At 55.7% G+C, this 18,891-nt stretch carries 13 protein-coding genes; 1 reads left to right on the forward strand and 12 read right to left on the reverse strand.

Features of this window, described 5'->3' with window-relative positions; translation table 11 throughout:
• Positions 1-283: 283 nt before the first annotated feature.
• Complete coding sequence (pfkA, locus tag J2I47_RS20220) at positions 284-1,258, forward strand: 6-phosphofructokinase (RefSeq protein ID WP_207366424.1); 975 nt, start codon at positions 284-286, stop codon at positions 1,256-1,258.
• 1 nt (position 1,259) lies between these two features.
• On the opposite strand, the gene J2I47_RS20225 is transcribed toward pfkA, so the two are convergent.
• The 12 genes from J2I47_RS20225 to J2I47_RS20280 form a co-directional block, all read right to left on the reverse strand.
• Positions 1,260-2,063 carry an alpha/beta fold hydrolase gene (locus tag J2I47_RS20225; RefSeq protein WP_207366425.1) on the reverse strand — a complete coding sequence of 268 codons (804 nt, stop codon included), beginning with the start codon at positions 2,061-2,063 and terminating at the stop codon, positions 1,260-1,262.
• A 62-nt stretch (positions 2,064-2,125) separates the two neighbouring features.
• Positions 2,126-2,959 (reverse strand): sugar phosphate isomerase/epimerase family protein, encoded by an 834-nt coding sequence (locus tag J2I47_RS20230; RefSeq protein ID WP_229374812.1) that lies wholly within the window; start codon positions 2,957-2,959, stop codon positions 2,126-2,128.
• A 191-nt stretch (positions 2,960-3,150) separates the two neighbouring features.
• A complete protein-coding gene (locus J2I47_RS20235) occupies positions 3,151-4,005 on the reverse strand; it encodes a sugar phosphate isomerase/epimerase family protein (RefSeq protein WP_207366426.1) in 855 nt (284 codons plus the stop codon).
• Positions 4,006-4,265: 260 nt separating this feature from the next.
• Positions 4,266-7,277 (reverse strand): PVC-type heme-binding CxxCH protein, encoded by a 3,012-nt coding sequence (locus J2I47_RS20240; protein WP_374759921.1) that lies wholly within the window; start codon positions 7,275-7,277, stop codon positions 4,266-4,268.
• A 266-nt stretch (positions 7,278-7,543) separates the two neighbouring features.
• Entirely contained in the window at positions 7,544-8,410 is an 867-nt protein-coding gene (locus J2I47_RS20245; protein WP_207366428.1) for a ThuA domain-containing protein, read from the reverse strand.
• A 101-nt stretch (positions 8,411-8,511) separates the two neighbouring features.
• On the reverse strand, positions 8,512-9,675 hold the full coding sequence (locus J2I47_RS20250; protein ID WP_207366429.1) for a Gfo/Idh/MocA family protein: 1,164 nt from the start codon (positions 9,673-9,675) through the stop codon (positions 8,512-8,514).
• 12 nt (positions 9,676-9,687) lie between these two features.
• Complete coding sequence (locus J2I47_RS20255) at positions 9,688-10,719, reverse strand: sugar phosphate isomerase/epimerase family protein (protein WP_207366430.1); 1,032 nt, start codon at positions 10,717-10,719, stop codon at positions 9,688-9,690.
• Between the two features lie 160 nt (positions 10,720-10,879).
• Entirely contained in the window at positions 10,880-12,100 is a 1,221-nt protein-coding gene (locus tag J2I47_RS20260) for a cupin domain-containing protein (protein ID WP_207366431.1), read from the reverse strand.
• Positions 12,101-12,219: 119 nt separating this feature from the next.
• Entirely contained in the window at positions 12,220-13,257 is a 1,038-nt protein-coding gene (locus J2I47_RS20265) for an aldose 1-epimerase family protein (RefSeq protein WP_207366432.1), read from the reverse strand.
• A gap of 136 nt (positions 13,258-13,393) precedes the next feature.
• Positions 13,394-14,236: a 3-keto-disaccharide hydrolase gene (locus J2I47_RS20270; protein ID WP_229374813.1), complete on the reverse strand. Its 843-nt coding sequence runs from the start codon at positions 14,234-14,236 to the stop codon at positions 13,394-13,396.
• 159 nt (positions 14,237-14,395) lie between these two features.
• A complete protein-coding gene (locus J2I47_RS20275) occupies positions 14,396-17,122 on the reverse strand; it encodes a c-type cytochrome (RefSeq protein ID WP_207366433.1) in 2,727 nt (908 codons plus the stop codon).
• A 227-nt stretch (positions 17,123-17,349) separates the two neighbouring features.
• Complete coding sequence (locus J2I47_RS20280) at positions 17,350-18,858, reverse strand: RagB/SusD family nutrient uptake outer membrane protein (protein WP_207366434.1); 1,509 nt, start codon at positions 18,856-18,858, stop codon at positions 17,350-17,352.
• Positions 18,859-18,891: the final 33 nt, after the last annotated feature.

The raw sequence follows: 18,891 nt of genomic DNA on the forward strand, positions 1-18,891 counted from the left end.
TGCTCGTCTCTATGCCAACCCAACGGACAGCTACGGCTGAGAGGGCGGCAAACACACCTATGGCGGGTGGGTTTAACGTGCCGATCCGCCCAATCTCCTCCATCCACGGCCCCCTATTCCATTTTTACCTTTTCGCGAAAAACCCCTTTAAATCGGGATAGCATGGCTTAAAATCTGAAAATGCGGGTAATTTTGCGTGTTCAGTTCAGCCCGATTCTGGCCACCCGGTCACACACCCAGTCGGGCAGGTTGTTGTATTTTACGGAAAATTTAAGTTGACTCAATGAAACGTATTGCTGTGTTTACTTCCGGTGGCGATGCTCCGGGTATGAACGCCTGTATCCGGGCCGTTGTGCGCGGGGCGGTCTACCACGGAATCGAGGTTTTTGGCATCCGAAGGGGGTATAACGGGATGATCAACGGCGATATTTTTCAGATGACGTCGCACTCAGTGAGCAACATTGTTCAGCGGGGAGGCACCATATTGAAGTCAGCCCGCAGCAAAGAATTCATGACCCCTGAAGGTCGCGCCAAAGCACACGAACAGCTCCAGAAATTTGGCATTGAAGGCCTTGTAGCCATTGGTGGCAACGGTACCTTCACGGGTGCTACCCTCTTCTATGATGAGTACGGTATTCCCACCGTAGGCGCTCCCGGCACCATTGATAACGACCTCTACGGCACCGACTACACCATTGGTTTCGACACGGCGGTAAACACGGCCCTTGAAGCCATCGACAAGATCCGCGACACCGCCGATTCGCACGACCGCATTTTCATCATCGAAGTAATGGGCCGCGACTCAGGATACATCGCCATCCAGTCGGGTATTGCGGGTGGGGCCGAAATGGTGATGGTGCCCGAAGTGCTCACGCCCATATCGGAGGTAGTGAATACCTTGAAACAGGGCTTTGTGCGGAGCAAATCATCGTCAATCGTGGTCGTGGCTGAGGGCGAAGAAGAAGGCAGCGCCGTTGAAGTTGCCGAGAAGATCAGCAAGCTCATCGACGAAGAACTCGACATGCGCGTGACCACATTAGGCCACATTCAGCGCGGCGGCATCCCCACAGCCTACGACCGGATTCTGGCCAGCCGCCTCGGTTTGGGTGCCCTGGAGGGCCTCATGAACGGCGAGAAAAACGTGATGGCGGGCGTAATCAACAACGAACTGGTCTACACCCCCTTCCGCGATACCATCCGCCTGCCCAAGCCCATCAGCGAGGACCTGCTGCGCATGGTGAAAATCCTGAGCGTGTAGTTCAATTCGTTAATAACCAGTCCATTACTCTCGAATTAAAATCGTCGATACATTCCCAATGGAAGGCGTGACCGGCGTTATCGTAGAGATGTAACTGAGCATTGGGGATAGCCCCGGCCACTTCTTCGGCCATCCAGACAGGCGTGAACATATCCTGCCGACCACCAATAACCAGGCAGGGCTGCGTGATTTGGGGCAGATCAGCAAGGGTATTGTGGGTGATACAGGCTTCGGCTTGTGCCTCCAGTCCGTGTAGCGGTTGAGGACTTTCGTCCGTCGCCGCCGCTGTTCGTCCAGCCAGCAAATCGGCGTAGGTGGCCTCATCATCCCAGCTTCGCTTGGCGTAGATGAGCAGTTGAATGTAATTGGCAAACTCTTCCGGACGAAGCCGGGCTTTGATCGTAGCCATGTGCCGGAAAATGGCTTCGGCAGTACGGTCACACCGCGCCCACGGGCACATCAGCACCAGTGAATGTACCTTGTCAGCATGCCGCAGAGCCAGCTGTTGGGCAATGGTGCTTCCCATCGACACCCCAACAACGCGGACTTTTCCTAACCCCAGCTGATCAATCAGTCCGGCATAATCGTCTGCCATCTGGGCGGTGGTATACGGCCCGGCGGGTTTGTCGGATCGGCCCACGCCCCGGTTGTCGGGCATAATGCAGCGGAAATTTTGTTGCCAATAATCGGCGTGTTTTTGCCAGACCGAGCCGGGGGCCGTGATGCCCATAATCAGCAGCAGCGGTTCGCCCGCGCCACGCTCGTCATAATACAGGCTGATTCCGTTGGTGGTGACGTGGGGCATGAGTGAAAGAGTGAATGTGCAAAAGAGTAATTATGCCAGGACCTGCCTCGATAGTAACTATTTCACTCTTTCGCCAGTCGTTCTTTCACCCGCGGCAGCAGCGTTTCGTAAACCCAGCGGCCATCGTGGAGGGTCACGCCGTCGGGGTTGTCCATGGCTTCGGGACCTTCATCTTCGCAGATGATCCAGCCGCTGTATTGCTGGTCGATAAGCCAGTTGGTGATGCCCACGAAATCGACCTTGCCGGTGCCCAGCAGGGCAAATTCAGGGTCACCGTTCCAGTCTTTGTAATGCACCAGGTTGATAAGCGAAGCGTATTTTTTCATCATCGTCAGCGGGTCCATGCCACCGTTGATCAGGTGTCCCACGTCGGGCGTCCAGCCCGTCACGGATGCATCGAGGCTTTCCAGAATGACCCGATAATCGTCCTCAGTGCGCGTAATAGATGAGTGCGGCGAGTTGGGATGGAATGTACAGGGCACCCCTTGCTCCACCGCCCGCCGCGACACCCGGTTCACAATATTGACCAGATTGCGCCGCCGCGTTTCCAGTTCATGCCGCCCCGTGGGTTTCTGCACCGTACAAAGTAATGCCCCCGGAAATGCTTTCAGCAACGCGATAGCCTCATCGGCAATGCGCCGTTCGTCATCGGTTTCGTCGGAACCGTTCCAGTCCAGCGCGAGGGCAATGGCAGCCAGTTCAACCTTTTTTTCGGCCAGCTTCGGAGCCAGGCGTTCGGCGTCGGGCAGGTCGCCCATCCAGTTGAAAATGGGTTCGATACCGGCAAAACCCGCCTGCGCCGTTACGTCGATCATGTGGCCCAGGCGGTTGGCGTGGGTCTGACCGTTGTTATTCATAAACCAGGTATAAGCCTCGGCACCAAAGCGGAAATTCATAGTGTTGGTTTTTTTGGAAGTGCCATGGCTTCGCGCTGTAGTGGCTGACGCCTGGCCCTTCGACAGGCTCAGGGTGACAACGAACTCTGAAAGCTTCTTGAGTGAATTCAAGTTCGTTGTCACCCTGAGCCTGTCGAAGGGCCAGGCGTCAGCCACTACAGCGCGAAGCTACAGTGCCAACCATTTAAAAATTAGCCAGCGTACTTCTCCTGCATTGCCTTAATGAACGCAAAGCCCTTTTCAGCGATAGCCCAGGGGTCGTCGTATTCGCGCCAGACGTTGATGGAGTTGGCAAAGTCGACGTCATTTCTCGTAAAGGCTTCGATGGTCATCCAGCCGGAGTAGTTCAGTTCGGCCAGGGTGCGGAACGTGTCATCCCAGCGTACGTTACCGTCGCCGGGGGTGCCACGGTCGTTTTCGCTGATGTGCACGTGGGCCAGCACCGGCGCAATGGTACGGATGGCGTCGGGGAAACGTTTTTCTTCGATGTTGGCGTGGTGCGTGTCGAACATAGCCCGGATGTTGGGATGATCGGCTTTTTGAACCAGACCCGCCAGTTGGTCCATCGTGTTGCAGAGGTAACACTCAAATCGGTTCAGGGCTTCTACGGCCAACACGATGCCCGCTTGTTTGGCGTAGTCACCCACGGCATGAAGCACCTCGGCACTATGCGCGTACTCGTCGGGTTGGGGTTCACGCTTGCTGAACGTGGCAAAGGCCGAATGGGTGGGTCCGCAGATAACGGTGGCCCCCATCGCGTGTGCACGGTCGATGGTTCCTTTTAAAAAATCAACTGCCGCTGCCCGCACCGCTGCCGATTCACTTGCCGGATTGGCATCGGGACCAACTACTGTAACGCAGGTACTGCGCAGGTTAAGTTGCTGTAATTCAGCGCCAAATCGCGTATAAGCGGCTACGCTCTGATCATCAATAAAGCACTCGATTCCATCATAGCCGATGGTTTTTAGTCGTTCGGCAATCGGCACCATTTTCTCCGAAATCGGTGCCGACCAGGCGAGTAAGTTGAATCCAATGGGGGAAGGCATGGGGGTTGAGGTGTTATGTAGTTGGCAGCGGGCAGCCTTTGTAGAGGTTGTTGTCGCTTGGCTCTAGCCGGGGGCGCCTAGCCGAGTGACCCATATCTGAGGGCCTCCGGCCTGCAGCTTGACGTTGAAAGGGCTTGCCTAGTTGTCTTAAGTTCAAGATACGGGCCGGAGGCCCTCAGATATACGTCACTCGGCTGGAGCCAAGCGACAACGACTTCCACTGAGGAGTTGGGAAATTGGTTAAAAGCCTCCAAAGGGGGCTACTTCTCCATTGGATGTTCTTTCAGGAGTTGTGTAGGCGAGTAAAAATCTTTCTTGTGCTCTGTAGCGGCGCGGATGAGTTTCACTTTAGCGGGCGAAATGGGCGAGGCTTCGTTGCCAAATGAGTTGCGGACATAGGTCAGCACGGCGGCTACCTCGGTATCATTCAGCAACCCACCAAAAGGAGTCATTGGCACCTGACCAGGGTAGGTTCGGCCCACCACGTCAATGGGGCCCATCAGGCCTTTCAAAGCGAGTTTGATTAGCCGGTCTTCGCTGCCCGTCACCCAGTTGGTGCCGGCCAACGGCGGAAACTGCGAGGCCGAAAGCCCTTTACCGTCGGTCTGATGACAAGTGGTGCAGTAACCTTCTTTGGCATAAATCTGGCTACCCTGATTAAACAAAGCCAGCGCCTCACCTTTCAGTTTCGTCTTCACCAGGTCGTCTTTTACCTTATTCACACCCACCCCGTTCAGGTGCGCCACGGCCGTTTCGTGGGTATGCACCATCCAGTCGTCCAGCGGCTTTTTGGCCGCTTCGGCGAGGATGGGCAATCCCTTTTCTTTGCCAATCCATGATGCCGCCACAATGGCCATCAGCCGCACCCGGCTATTATCGTCGCGGGCAGCCTGCATGAGCAAATCGGCCTGATCACGCAGTTGATGGCCCGTGTAGCGTACTACCTCCACAGCGGCAGCTCGGGCGTGGTAATCATTGGCTTTCAACAGTTTACGCAATAAATTCTGATCCACTTTATTCAATCCCCAGCTTACCCACAAGCCTTCCAGCAGATGATGTTCGTAGCGCGGATCGGCTTTGTTCAGTCCCGCCGTCCAGGTGGCTAGCTTGGCCAACACCTCATTGGCCGGGCGGCCCCGGAGTTCGCGGCGGGTGCGGTAGCGAGTGCGGTATTCGGGCAGTTTCAGGTTCTCGAAAAGCTCGTCAATACTGGCACCGGCTACGTTAGCTGGCTTTACCAGCGGGCGCGACGGATAGGTAATCCGGTACACACGCCCGTGCGAATGGTCGCGCAGAGGGTCGCGGGCGTTGTGCTGCATGTGCCCAATCAGGATGTTGTGCCAGTCGATCAAATACAGCGAGCCGTCCGGGGCGAACTCCATATCGACGGGCCGGAAGTTGCGGTCTTCGCTCACAACCAGATCAGCGCGGTGTTTGCTCTTGTATCCCGTGCCATCATCCACCAGTGTATGTTCTTTCGTACCTAAAAAGCCGATGGTGTTGTTGATCAGAAAATCGCCCTGTATCTCGTCGGGGAAGTGGCGGCTCGACACAAATTCGAGGCCCGACGTGGGGCGCACCATGTGGTCTTTCTCGATCAACTGCACCGACTTATGCGTGAACTCGCCGTAGCGCGGCAGCACCGTGCCGGGCAGCATCCAGCGCACGTCGGGGCTGGATGTTTCGGCGAAAAACGGCTGTCCCCAATCGTCAAACGCAATGCCCCAGGGGTTTGGGATAGATAGCTGGGCGGTGCGTTCCAGTTTGTGTAGTTGGGGGCTGTAGCGATAGAAACCGCCGTTTGTAGCCCGTACAGGCCCATATGGCGTTTCCACGTTGGTGTGCAAAAATACCCCCTCGCCGGTGTAGATGGCCCCGGATGGGTCGGCACAGAAGGCATGGCTATTGTGGTGGGTGTCGTGGTCGTCGAAGCCGCTGAGCAGAATCACGCTCTTGTCGGCCCGGTCGTCGCCGTCCGTATCGGTAAACAATTTCAGGTTCGTTCCCTGCGAAATATACACGCCTTCGGGGGCCATTTCGAAACCCAGCGGCAGGTGCAAGCCCTGCGCAAAAATGGTTTGCTTGTCGGCCTTGCCATCATTATTGGTGTCTTCCAGAATCAGGATTTTATCGTTCGGCTTAGGGTCGCCGGGGCGGTAGTGCGGGTAGCTGGGCATCACCGCCACCCACAACCGACCTTTGTTGTCGAACGACATCTGCATGGGTTTGGCCAGATCAGGAAACGTTTCCTCCGAAGCAAACAGCTCAATTTTGTAGCCGGGAGCCATTTTCAGCTTGCCCAACGCATCCTGCCCGGACAGGTAGGTAAGGCTGCCATTTTTCTCCGGGTTAAAATTGGTCTGCACAGGCGGCAGCGTCCGGGTGTGTTTATCAGCGGCGACCACATCCATGGTTTTCCCCTGGTTGGCCATCCAGATTGCCGTATCACGCACAGCCGTCATCTCGCGCACTTTCTCAATTTCGGCGGGGTAATTGTCTGGCCCAAACGGATTGTAGCGCCGTCCGTAGACGTGTACACCGTTGGGTACTTTGATGTCGTTATGCCACATCCAGTTTTTCTCGATAACGGCATCGTACACCAGTTTCCGGTTGGCTTCAGCAGGGGCTGTTTTCCGGCCAAAAATCTGGTCGGTTAAGAGTTTGCCGAATAGTTTATAGCCCGATTCATTCAACTGGCAACCGTCAATTGTAAGCGGTTCAACATTATCGGCATACCATTTTTGTGATGGCGTGAATGCATCAACAAAGAGCAGATTATTGGCTAATGCCACATCACGCATGGCTTGGGTATAAAGAGCGATATTTTTGTTTTCGTTAATTCCATTTGGTAAGTCATATAGTTTTGACAAATCTTCAAACGCGATAGGCGACACCAGTACTAGTTTGGGCGCAGCGACTCCATTATATTTTTGTGCCAGCGTCCATTTAACAAAAGCGTCTAGTTCAGCTTTATAGTTTGCCAGTCCAGCCTGACCTTGAAATGATTCATTATATCCAAAAAACGCAATAATTAAATCTGCTTTTAAATGAGTCAGCCATTGGTCGGGTGTATCGAAATGACCTTCGCTGTTGGAGTTGGTGGCGTATTCCGTCTGAAATTTTTCGGCTCCGGGAAACGCCCAGGGTAGGTTTCGGTTGGCATTGGGACGAAAGCCGGGGGTGTCGCCGCCGTCGCACATGTTGCGAATGAAGAGCAAACTGTCTGGGTAACGCACCTGCATCTCGGTCTCGAAATGATCATAGTTCATCATTCGTGACCCCAGGTTGTTGCCCAGTAATACGATATGTTCACCCTTTTTTATTGGTATAGTCGCCGTATCAGCTAATTGAAAAGCCGTAGCTGATATAAACAGGATTAGTGCTACAAAAAGGTAGCCGATTGGATTACTTAATTTATAGCTGATCATGGCAAATAGTGCGTTTTATAATTTGCTGATGGACCGCTGATTTTTATGATTCTTATGATCTTTATTTTTGAATCATAAAAATCAGCGGTCCATCAGCCTAAGCAAATCACTCACTTCGGATGTCCATACGGCACATTGATGTCAATTTTCCCTTTCCAGGTTTTCGGAACAGGCATACCCAATTCGGTATGGATCGCGTTGATGACCAGCCGCTGAAATGATTCCTGCCGGAAATCTTCGGGGTGACCCAGCGTGGTCAGAAACGTCTTGCCGCCCCACTCGTTTTTCCAGGTCCAGGCTACGGGATTGTCAATGGCCGCTTTGTCGGGGTTCACCGATTTGCCCATCAGCAGCGGCACGGCCCCTTTGGCGGGGTAGTCGGGTAGCACACGGTAGAGCCACGAGGCCGCATGAAACGGCGCCACGCCCGTAAGGATGGGGTTTTTGGCTGCTTCTGGAATGACCGTCACGTCGGTGGTACTCATGTGGCCGTAGTGCGTGTGCTGCGCCTTACCCCCCCAACCCGGCGGGGCACCAAATGCAAACTCACCAAACGAATTCCAGCGAACGCGCGGGTCGCCAGCGGGGTAATTGAAGGCGTGGGTAGTGGTACGAAATCCCATCACCGGCTTCCCCGATTTCAGGTAAGCGTCGATGTAGTCCAATTGATCCTGAGGCAGTTGCCGCCAACGCAGAAAGAACACAGCCAGATCGGCGTCGCGTAGCGCTTCCAGACCGGGCAGGTCTTTTTCGCCATTATAATCGGGCACCGTTTTAAGCACCTTCGTGCGAATACCGTAGTTTTTCTCCAACTCGGCAGCAATCAGGGGCAGGGTTAGCTCACCACTGTATTCATGGTCGCCGGTGACGAACACCACCAGTGGTTTTTTGGCCTGCGCTATCAGTGGTGTTGATAATTGGCTGGCTACCAATAAACCGGCTGCTACTTTAAGGAACGTTTGGCGGGATGTTTTCATAGAGATTGGTTTTTGGTTGGGGTGGCTCCTCGTCTGGAAACAAACTCCCCACCGCGGCGGCGGACCGTCCCACTAGCTACAAACGTAGCATATCCCCACTTTTACCCACCCATCGCTTCGGCACCGGTGTCCTGCCAGCTACGGGACCGGGCCGATTTCAGCACGGCTTCGCATACTTTTTGGGTTTCCAGCGCGTCGCGGAAGGTAGGGGCGCAGGGGGTACCGTCGTCCAGACTCTTCATAAAATCGGCCACCTGGTGCGTGAACGTGTGTTCGTAGCCAATGCTGGTGCCGGGAATCCACCAGCGGTTCATGTAGGGTTGGTCACCGTCGGTCACCAGAATGGACCGCCACCCGCGCACCGTCGATTCGTCGGTATGGTCGAAATACTCCATTCGGTTCATGTCGTGCAAATCCCAGCGGATAGACGCGTGTTCACCGTTGATTTCAAAGGTGTATAGTGCCTTGTGCCCGCGGGCGTAACGCGTGGCTTCGAACAGGCCTAGGGAGCCATTTTCAAAATGGCAGTGAAACAGACAGGCATCGTCGATACCCACGGGCTGCACTTTACCGGTAAGCTGATGCATCCGCTCTTTCACAAACGTTTCCGTCATGGCCGACACGTCGATGATGCTGCCATTGAGCCACATGGCCGTGTCGATGCAGTGAGCCAGCAGATCGCCCGTCACGCCCGAACCGGCCGCGTCGGCGTCGAGGCGCCAGAGGGCGGTGCCACCCTGGGGCAGGTCGGCGTTGATGGTCCAGTCCTGCAGGAAGTTGGCCCGGTAGTGAAAAATCTTGCCCAGCTTGCCCGAATCGACGATTTGCTTCGCCAGCGTTACCGCGGGCACACGGCGATAGTTATACCAGACGGTATTGGCCACGCCTGCTTTTTCCACCGCCTCGACCATGCGCATTCCCTCGGCTACAGTACGGGCCAGGGGCTTTTCGCACAAGATCATCTTGCCCGCTTCCGCCGCCGCGATGGCGATTTCGGCGTGGGTGTCGTTGGGCGTACAGATGTCGATGGCATCAACATCGTCGCGGGCAATGACCGCCCGCCAGTCGGTCTCGTAGGCGGCATAGCCCCATTGTTCGGCAAAGGCTTTTACGCTTGCCTCGTTGCGCGAACAGACCACCTGCAACACGGGTGTGTGCTGTTGTTCAGGGAAAAAGTGTGGCACCTGGTTATAGCCGTTGGAATGAATCCGGCCCATCAGGCCCGTGCCAATCATTCCGATGCGGATTGGTTTTTTTGTAGACATAATAGTTAAGGGTCATTCTTTCCACCCATGCAACTCCCTGACCTTGAGCATCGTGGCCAGAATATCGTTCCAGGTTTGAGGGTTGGTCATCACGGCGTTGGGAAACATGCAGCCATCCCAGCAGATGTGTCGGAACGCCTTGGTCAGTACACCGTTTTCGTCGCGGAGCCAGTAGCCTGCGTCGTGCGCCACGTCGAGTTTGCCGTTGGGGTCCAGCGCCTGACAGTGCCGCCCCGTTTTGTCGTGCGAACCCGAGCCGAAGACGGTCCCGTCGTTTTGGGCGACGTGAAAATCAATTGTCCAGGGGCGTAGGGCGGCGGTGAGGGTTTTGAGCGCGTCGGTCAGCACGGCGCGGTCCTGCCAGTCGTAGTTTTCGGGCAGAATCCGGTCCTGTTCGCGGTTGTAGCCCATCGTGTAGAGCAATGTGTGCGACATATCGGCCTGGAAACCCATGTTCGGGCGGTCAACGGCTTCGAGGGTGTCGATCATGGTGCGCCAGCTTTGCATGCCACCCCAGCAGATTTCACCCTCGGCGGCTAGCTTTTCGCCGTACCCCGCCGCCACGTCGCAGGCTTCGCGGAAGGTCTGGGCAATGAGTTTAGTGTTACCTGCCGGATCGGCATCCCAGTCTTGCGGCGAGCTGGACGAATCGATCCTGACTACGCCGCTGGGACGTACCCCCAACTCGCGCAGCCGTTGCCCGAAGTGACAGGCTTTGCGTACCATCTCGACAAACTGCGCCCGCTCTTCCTTAGTCCCCATTGCGGGGTTACCCCAGATCGGAGCCACCAGCGAACCAATTTCGAGGCCATACCCCGATACTTTGTCGGCCAACCGTTTAATGTCATCGTCCGACCCGTTGATACTGATATGCGGGTCCATCAACCCAATGTCGACACCGTCGAATTTGGCACCGTCCACCTCAGCGGCAGCGGTCATTTTCAGCATGTCGTCAAACGAGATAGGCGGCTCTGAATCAGGCCCTTTACCTACCAGACCGGGCCAAGTGGCGTTGTGGAGTTTAGGATAATTGTTATCGTTCATGAGGTTTAGACAGGATTTTTAGACAGGATTATTTTTTAGGACAGGATTATCAGGATTTCAGGATGAACAGGATTTTCTTCTTTGCTGTATAGCAAACAGTTGGAGTAAAAAATCCTGTCAATCCTGAAATCCTGATAATCCTGTCCTAAAAAAATCTTGTCTACATAATTAAATCTGGGTTATTGGGTCCGAAATGTTTGAGCATCACGATGGGGTCGGTGGTGGAGGGGTTGGTGATGACCACACCGTCCATGGCCGCTTTCTCGCTCACGAAAAACTCGTCGTTGGTGAGTTGACCGTAGCGGATCAGGGCGGGGGTTTCAATATCCCAAACGCCCATTTTGCCGTGGCCCTGCATCACGATCAGGCCGTAGGCGGCACTGTCTTTGATCGTTACGGTCTGCCCCGGCATCACTGTCAACTCTTTGGCGCTGAAGTCGTTGGAGAGATAGCACACCCAGTTTTCAATGTACCCGGCGGCTTCCATCCCGGCTTGGTCGCGCACCGGTTTGGGCACCATGTAGCGGTTAGCCATCATGTTGGGGTCTACGTTCAAGTCCCAGTCGATGGCCTCCATGAGCAGGTCAAAATCGCCGATACGGTCTTTGGGCGTACCGTTCCAGAGCAGTTCTTCGGGCACAATGGCCTCGTTCACCAGCGACTGGTACATGGCAAACACGTCCGACGCTTTTTGTGGCTCGTAGGTACACAGGCTGCCCGGCGCGTGGAGCAGGCCGGGGGGCACATCCCAGCCGGTGCCGGGTTCGAGGCGGTACGCCATCGAGTAGTTCGTGATCTTGTTGTCGCCCTTGGTGAAGTTCATCAGGCACTCGCGGATCTGCTCTTTGGTAGTACCGGGCGCGATGCCGATGAACGTGTAGGGGAAATCGCCGCCGTGGTTATTTAGTTGTGGCGGGAAATAATAGGCCTCTGGCTTGCCCAGTTGCCCGATGAGCGCGGCCTGCTCGTCGTTGTGGTGCAGGTGGTGCGGCAGCGGCCCCATATTGTCGAAAAACTTCGAGTACATGGGCCAGCTTTTGTGCTCATTCCAGAGCCGGTCGCCAATCAGGTCACCTTGTAGTTCGTCAACGGCATCCTTGAGCAAAAAAGGCGTTTCCTGTCCGTTTTCACCAAAAACGACCATGCTCAGACCTTCGTTCTCACCCGTCAGCGGCCCGTTTTTCGCGGGCGTCGTCGACGATAGCCAGCGTTCGTCGATACCGCCCCGGACACCGCCGAGCACATAATAATCATCCGGGTGGAGTTTAATGCGCCGACCGGGTACGCAAAACGAACGCGGCACCCAGGTAGGGGCCAATCGGAGAATGCCGCGACCCTGTTCAAGGGCCTGCCGGGCAAGGGTTTGTGTTGTTGTTTCCATAGTTGAAGGGTTTACCCCACCCCCAGCCCCTACCCCTCAAATAGAGGGGAGGGGAGCCGCTCTAGAGCAGCTTCGCCGATATGCGTAGCTACGCTGAAGCGGCTCCCCTCCCCTGTTTTTCAGGGGTAGGGGCTGGGGGTGGGGTGCATTACATCAATCACCAAATCATATGTTTTACTGGTACCCGGTTGAATAAAAATCAATGTATTATCAGCACGTGCCTGAGCCTGACCGACCAGCGGGTGGGTGCTGGGTTCAAGGCCCGTCACGTACTCGCCTTTGCCCCAGTGCTGCCAGTTGATGAGCCACGGCAACTGCGCCTTCCTGAACGAAATTGACACTGTCAGTCCCAGCGTTGCGTTGTGCAAACCCGCCCGGCAATGGCCCGTATCAGTAGCGACAGGGTCGATGATGGTAACGGCCTCACCGGTGCCTGAATGGGTTTCCAGCGGCGCAGGACAGGTTTTGAAGTCGTTCTCATCGTTGAATGTGTCAGCGTTGATGCCGCCTTCGCGGGCCTGCCAGCTACCTTCCCAAAGCAGTCTGGTTCCCTCGTTTACCAGCGGCCAGCCGAAGTTGAGGTGGTAGAGCAACATGTGCGGCGCGGGGGTGTTGGCCCGGTTCGTTACTTCGTCGTGGATGCGGATTTGAGCCTGCCCCAGCGTACCCGAAATGGTGCGGCGTAGCTCCAGGCTGGGGCCGAAAACAGTGGTTTCGCGCATGAGGCCGGTGATGCTGAAATCGAGCTTCCCCGCCACTGGGTCAGGCTGGATGATCGACTCAATTTCGGCGGGGATGTTGCTGATCAGGCCGTGCAAACCCCGTTGCCCATAGGCATCTTCTTCGGGCCCACCCACGTGCGAGAGGCCACACGTCACCAGCAGTCCGCCGTTGAAGGTGCGAAGCCATTGCAATCCCCGATCCGTAAATGGTTGCGGCGGCGTAATGCCCGAATGGCTCAGCCACGCCAGACTGTGCCCGTTGAAAAACGCCTCGGCAATGTCCATCGCCCGGTCCAGCACCACTTTGTAGCGCAACCCTGTACCGGTATTGATCCAGGCCACGCGCACACCCCGCCCCGCGCCGTTGTCCAGCACCGATGTTTCAATACCGCCAATTTGTGCACGGTGGCCTATTTTATCTGTCCAGGGATTCATATTTTGTGTAGGGGCGGGCCATCGTGCCCGCCCGGCTTGCGTCAGCAATAGTGTAGTTACAGTATCTCCGCGTGTTGCTTTCGCGAGATAGGCGGCCACTGCGTGTCCGAGTGCGGGCGGGCACGATGGCCCGCCCCTACAAGGTTTTCAACATCAGATTCCGATACTGCACTTTCATGGGTGGGCCAACGTGGACCTGCACACCGAGCAGGCCTTTGGTGCGGCCATTGACGGTGTCGTTGTCGGTGACGTCGCTCATGAGCACGTCGTTGATGTAATGCTGGAGGTGATTGCCCTTGATCACCAGTCGGAAGGTGTTCCAGTTTTCGGGTTTGATCAGCGTCTTCAGCGAATCAGAACTGCCGAGCGAACCAGTAACGTTGAGGCCGGTCCAGGCGTTGTTTTTCACGCCCGCCCGCACGGCCTCCGGGGTGTCGGCTCCCCGCGTGGATTCGCCAGTGAAGGGGGCAATGGTGGTTTTCTGCCCGCGATAGGCCAGCGTAGTTCGGCGGCGCTCTTCGTAGTTCTGACCCGTGTAGCGATTCTGCCCGTCGATGTCGGCCTGATAGCCGCGCAGGGCAAAGGGTGGGTCGGTGAGCTGGTCGCTGCGGTAGTTGATACCTGAGTTGCCGTTGGCGGTGATGTTGAATTCGCCTTTGAACTCAAAATCAGCCGGTTCGCCACCGCGCCAGATAATAAACGAGTTAGTCTTCAGCAACGTCGTCGGCGTGATCTCGCCCACCAGTGCGCCGTTTTCTACCCGCCAATACGTCGGATCACCGTCCCAGCCCTTGAGCGTTTTTCCGTCGAAAATGGAGACGAAGCCATCGTTTTTGGCGGCTTTTTTCTGCGCAAAGCCGGGAATAGCGATGCCGACCAAAAGTAGCAACAGTACCCAGTGAGGGCGGGAGTTTATTGTTTTTACGTGCATCGGAATGATGTTTTTAAGTGTGCAATGCCACTGACGCAGGTTTGTCATGGGGGTGTTTTGTCATCCCGACCGGTCCGCCGGTGCGGCAGGAGGGATCTACTTTCATAGCACTCAATTATGCATTAGGAAAGTAGATCCCTCCTGCCGCACCGGCGGACCGGTCGGGATGATAAAAACACATGCGTCAGCAACACCACATACTACCCGCTATTTTCCTTTCCCCCCATCGGCTGCTTTGTATACCTCGGCGTTGGGGTTACCGCCCGATTTCAGGTAAGCAATTAAGTCCTTCAATTCGCTGTTGCCCAGGCTGTTGATCAGGCCCGGCAGCATAATTGACTCCGTAGATACCTTTTTCGATACTACCGTTTTCTTCGAAATCTTCCGAATATCTTCCGGCGCAAAGGGGTTCTGCGAAATGTAATAGCTGCCCTTGTCTTCGTTTGTGAGCCGGCCCAACACTGATTGACCGTTTTTCAGAATAAACACCGTCGAGGCGTATTGATCCGAGATGGTTTTGTTGGGCATCATAATCGCTTCCAGCATGTCGCGGTTCGAGAAACGGGTGCCCAACTGCGTCAGGTCGGGGCCAATGTCGCCGCCTTCACCGCGCATCGAGTGGCACCGGCTGCACAGCACGGCCGAATAGATTTTCCGTCCCCGGTCGAAGTTGCTGGCTACCAAACCGCTGTCGATAACGGCCAGGGCAGTATCCAGTTTCCAGGCTTTGTAAGGGCCTTTGGGTACGTAGTCGGTAGCCAGGTCATTACCCGATTTTGCCAGCAGATCGGCCCCCGACAATTTATTGTACTTGTCGAATTGCTCTTTCGGCACGTTGGCCAGCGCCAGCTTACGGGCTTTGTCGATGAAGCCCACGTAGCTGCGGCCACCTTTGTAGCCAAACGCGTTGGCGAACCAGGCAAAATACTGGTCGCGCAGGGCGGGGGTCCAGCCTGTTTTCTGTTTGCTCAGCATCACGGCATAGTATGTCTGCTGGGCCGGGGGCATCTTTTTCAGCATGTCGGCAATGTCGAGACCGTACTGCGGATTGCGCAGGATTAAGTCGCTCGATGCCGTCACAGTTTCGCCGCCGATGGGGCCGGGGCCGTCTTCGTTTTTCAGGGCCAGCAGCGGTAGCGTTTTCTCAATCACACCCGGTGCTTCCAGCGAAATCAGCAGCTTGCTGTAGAACCGGTTCAGCGTGGCTGTTTTGGCCGGATAACGCGGATTCAGCAAGGCGATGGCCTTGTCGCGCTCAGCACCGGTGGGTACTCCCATTCGGGCAAAAACCACTTCCATGGCCCGTAAAACGCCCAGTTGCTGCTCTTCAGACAGCGGGTCGAGTTTCACGTTAAGCAGGGGTGTGAGCATAGCGGTTCGCTGGGCGGGCGCCTCCACGGCCGTGGCCGACGTGACCTTACTCTGATGGGCCAGCGCAAACATGGCCTGCGTCAGGCGCACGGGGTCGGTTTCGGCCAGCGCTTTCGCCTGCCATTGCGCCACCGGCTGATGCTCAACGGCCAACCGGGCGGCGTAGCGCACGAACCGGTCGGGGTGGTTCAGATACGGCCATGCTGCTTCCACGGCACCAGCCATTGGTTCGCCATGATACTGTTCCAGTTTGGTTCTGAGCTGGTGTTCGGCGGTGAGCTTAGGAGCCTGCGTGGCGGGGGTGGTCGATTCGTTACCGACGTAGGTAATCCGGTACAGATCAGACCCCAGCCGGCGGCCACCCGTAAGGAAATACATGGCGCCATCGGGGCCAATCAGCCCGTCGGTGAGGGGTAGCGGCGAGCCGGAAATGAACTCCTCGGCGGTGGCGCTGTAGGTTGAGCCTTTAGGTTGCAGGTGCACGGCGTAGACAATACCGAAGCTCCAGTCGAAGGCAAAAATGGCTTTCTGGTATTTGGCCGGAAACCGCGACCCGCGACCCGCAAAAACGCCCGTGGGTGACCCCTGACCCATGTTCAGCACCGCGGGCAGACAGTCGGCAAAGGAGGGCGACCAGTTGGAGGCCGACGTGCGCCAGCCAAATTCGGCCCCGCTCGTGATATGGCAGATGCGCGTAGGCTTGTACCAGGGCAGACCGAAATCCCACTCCATATCTGAGTCATACCCGAAAATATCACCCGCGTCGTTGAAAGCGAAATCGAAGGTGTTGCGGAAGCCACCGCCCATAAACTCCCAGTTTTTGCCTTCGGGGTCTATTTTGGCAAGCCAGCCACCGGGGGCCATCCGGTCTACGGCGTGGCCGCGCGGGTCGCGGATGGCCGGAAACAGGTTGTCTTCCTGCCAAACGGGCGGCAACCGGTAGGCGTCCATCTTCGGAACGTCGGTGAAGTTGCCGCACATGAGGTAGATCGACTGCTTGTCGGGCGAGAGCACCATGCTGTGGGGGCCGTGTTCTCCCTCCCCTTTCAGGCTCTTGAGGAGCGTGATCTTATCCAGTTCATCGTCGCCGTTGGTGTCCTGCAACCGGTAAAGGCCACTGCCTTTTGAAAAGGTGGTGTCTTTGTTGTGGTTCACCATTACATACAGGCTATTAAACGCCCAGAGCAGCCCCTGCGCGTAGCCCATGCCCACCTTCGTTTTGGTGGTGTCGGATGGGGATTTCAGGCTGATGGCCAGTTTCTCAACGGTGGGCGTTTGCTGCCCCGACCCCGCCGGGGGGATCGTGAGCCGGTATAAGAAGCCGTACTGATCGGAGGTGATCATCCGGCCCTTATCGTCGAATGTCATAGCCACCCAAGACCCTTGTTTGTTATCCGACGGGCTGTAAATATGCTCGGCCTTATAGCCTGGCAGCACTTTCAGTTTGTCGAGTTTGGGGTTATCCGGGCCTGCCTGGTTTTGTAGCGTAACCCAGGAGGTGCCGATGATCAGGAGTGCCGAAAGGGCTATTCCTATTTTAACTTGTTTACGTGTTGAGCGCATAATTCGTTGGGCAGTTTAAAAAGGAGACGTCTATAGTATTTGGTCGGTTTAGGGTTTTCCGTTTACTGTTGTCTGTGGCTACGCGCTCTCTGCCCTTCGACAAGCTCAGGGTGACACGCTACCTAAAGCTGTTCAGTAAACCTGATTCAACTTGCCTGTCACCCTGAGCTTGTCGAAGGGCAGAGAGCGCGTAGCCACTGACAACAGTAAACGGAAAACGGAAAACGTTAAAAGAACGGACTTAACGCTGATTCTACGGCGGGGAGGGCATAAAACGGATCCAAGTTGGTGAAGGCGTTAGGTGGTGGCACAGCTCCTTTCGGAAAATAATAGGCCTCCGGATTTGCCTTTACCCGGTTGCCATAGGCCGTAATCACCGACTGCACCCGCCCGGTTCTGACCAGATCAAACCAGCGTTTATTCTCAAAGGCAAGTTCAACGCGTCTCTCCTGATAAATAGCGTCACGCATGTCAGTTTGTGAGGTGGCTTTCGTAGGCGCTAGCCCGGCGCGAGCACGCACCTGGTTCAGATAAGGAGCTGCATCAGCGGGTTTACCCTGCTCGTTGAGCACTTCGGCCAGGAACAGCAGCGTCTCGGCATGGCGATATACCGGCCAGTTGTTACCCGTATTGTTGTGCTGTGCGTGGGGTTTGGCAAACTTCTTAATGTAGGGGTATACCTTATTTTCCCGCGCACTCTGGCTCAACGTCACGTAGCCGATAGAAATGTCTTTTCGCTTGTCGCCGGGTTCATAGGCGGCAATGATGTCGGGTGTGGGAATGTTGTTGTTTTCGCCCGAAATCGACTGCGGATTGGCCGTTCCTGTAATAGGCTGCAACTCGGCGGCTGTGATGGGCGTTGGAATAACCCGGTAAATAAAATTGCCGTTGTACCCCGCTGAGCCTTCCAAATACTGTATCTCGAAGACCGATTCCTGGTTGTTTTTGTTACCCGTCGACGTTGAAAATGCGTCGTTGTAATCAGGCATGAGTATGTAGCCATCATTGGCCACTACATCTTTAAGTAGCGCTTCGGCTTCGGCCCATTTTTTCTGCACGATGTACGCGTTGGCCAGCATCACCTTGGCCGTACCCGACGTAACCCGCCCGGCTTCCTGCTTGGCTTTATTGGGTAGCAGTTTGGCCGCTTCGGCTGCATCCTTGATGATCTGTGCATACACTTCATCGACCGACGACAGCGGCAGAGCTGCGTCTTCCCGGCTGGTGACGGGCACCAGATGCAGGGGTACTTTACCGAAATAACGCCCCAATTCAAAGTAGGCAAACGCCCGTAGGAATAAGGCTTGTCCTTTCAGATTTGCCTTTGAGGCTGCGTTGAAATCGACCTTGTCAATCAGCGCGAGAATCTGATTGGCACGGGCAATTATTTGGTAATCAAGCCTGAATTGCTGCAGTACATAATCATTGGCCGTAACGCCGTTGGCCACCGGAATAGCAAAGTCGGCGATATTTTCGGTAGGGTCAACCGCGCCGAAGAGGATATTGCGGGCGTAGTAGGTATTGTCGGAGTGCATCTCGCCCAGTGCCCAGGCCCGGTCGTTGAAAATTGTGCGCAGCGGTACATAAGCCCCGTTGACTGCCTGCTGGAAGTCGGCTTCTTTGGTGAAAAAAGTGGCCGAACTCAGGTTTGTTTCGGGGGCCACAGTGAGGAAATCTTTGGTACACCCGGTGAGCGCAACACCCAGCAGCCAGGTGAAAATCAATTTCTTTTTCATGATGATGTCTTGTGTCTAAAGTTCAGAATCCAA

Origin of the sequence: Fibrella rubiginis, from assembly GCF_017353185.1 — a bacterium.
Taxonomy (GTDB): Bacteria; Bacteroidota; Bacteroidia; order Cytophagales; family Spirosomataceae; genus Fibrella; species Fibrella rubiginis.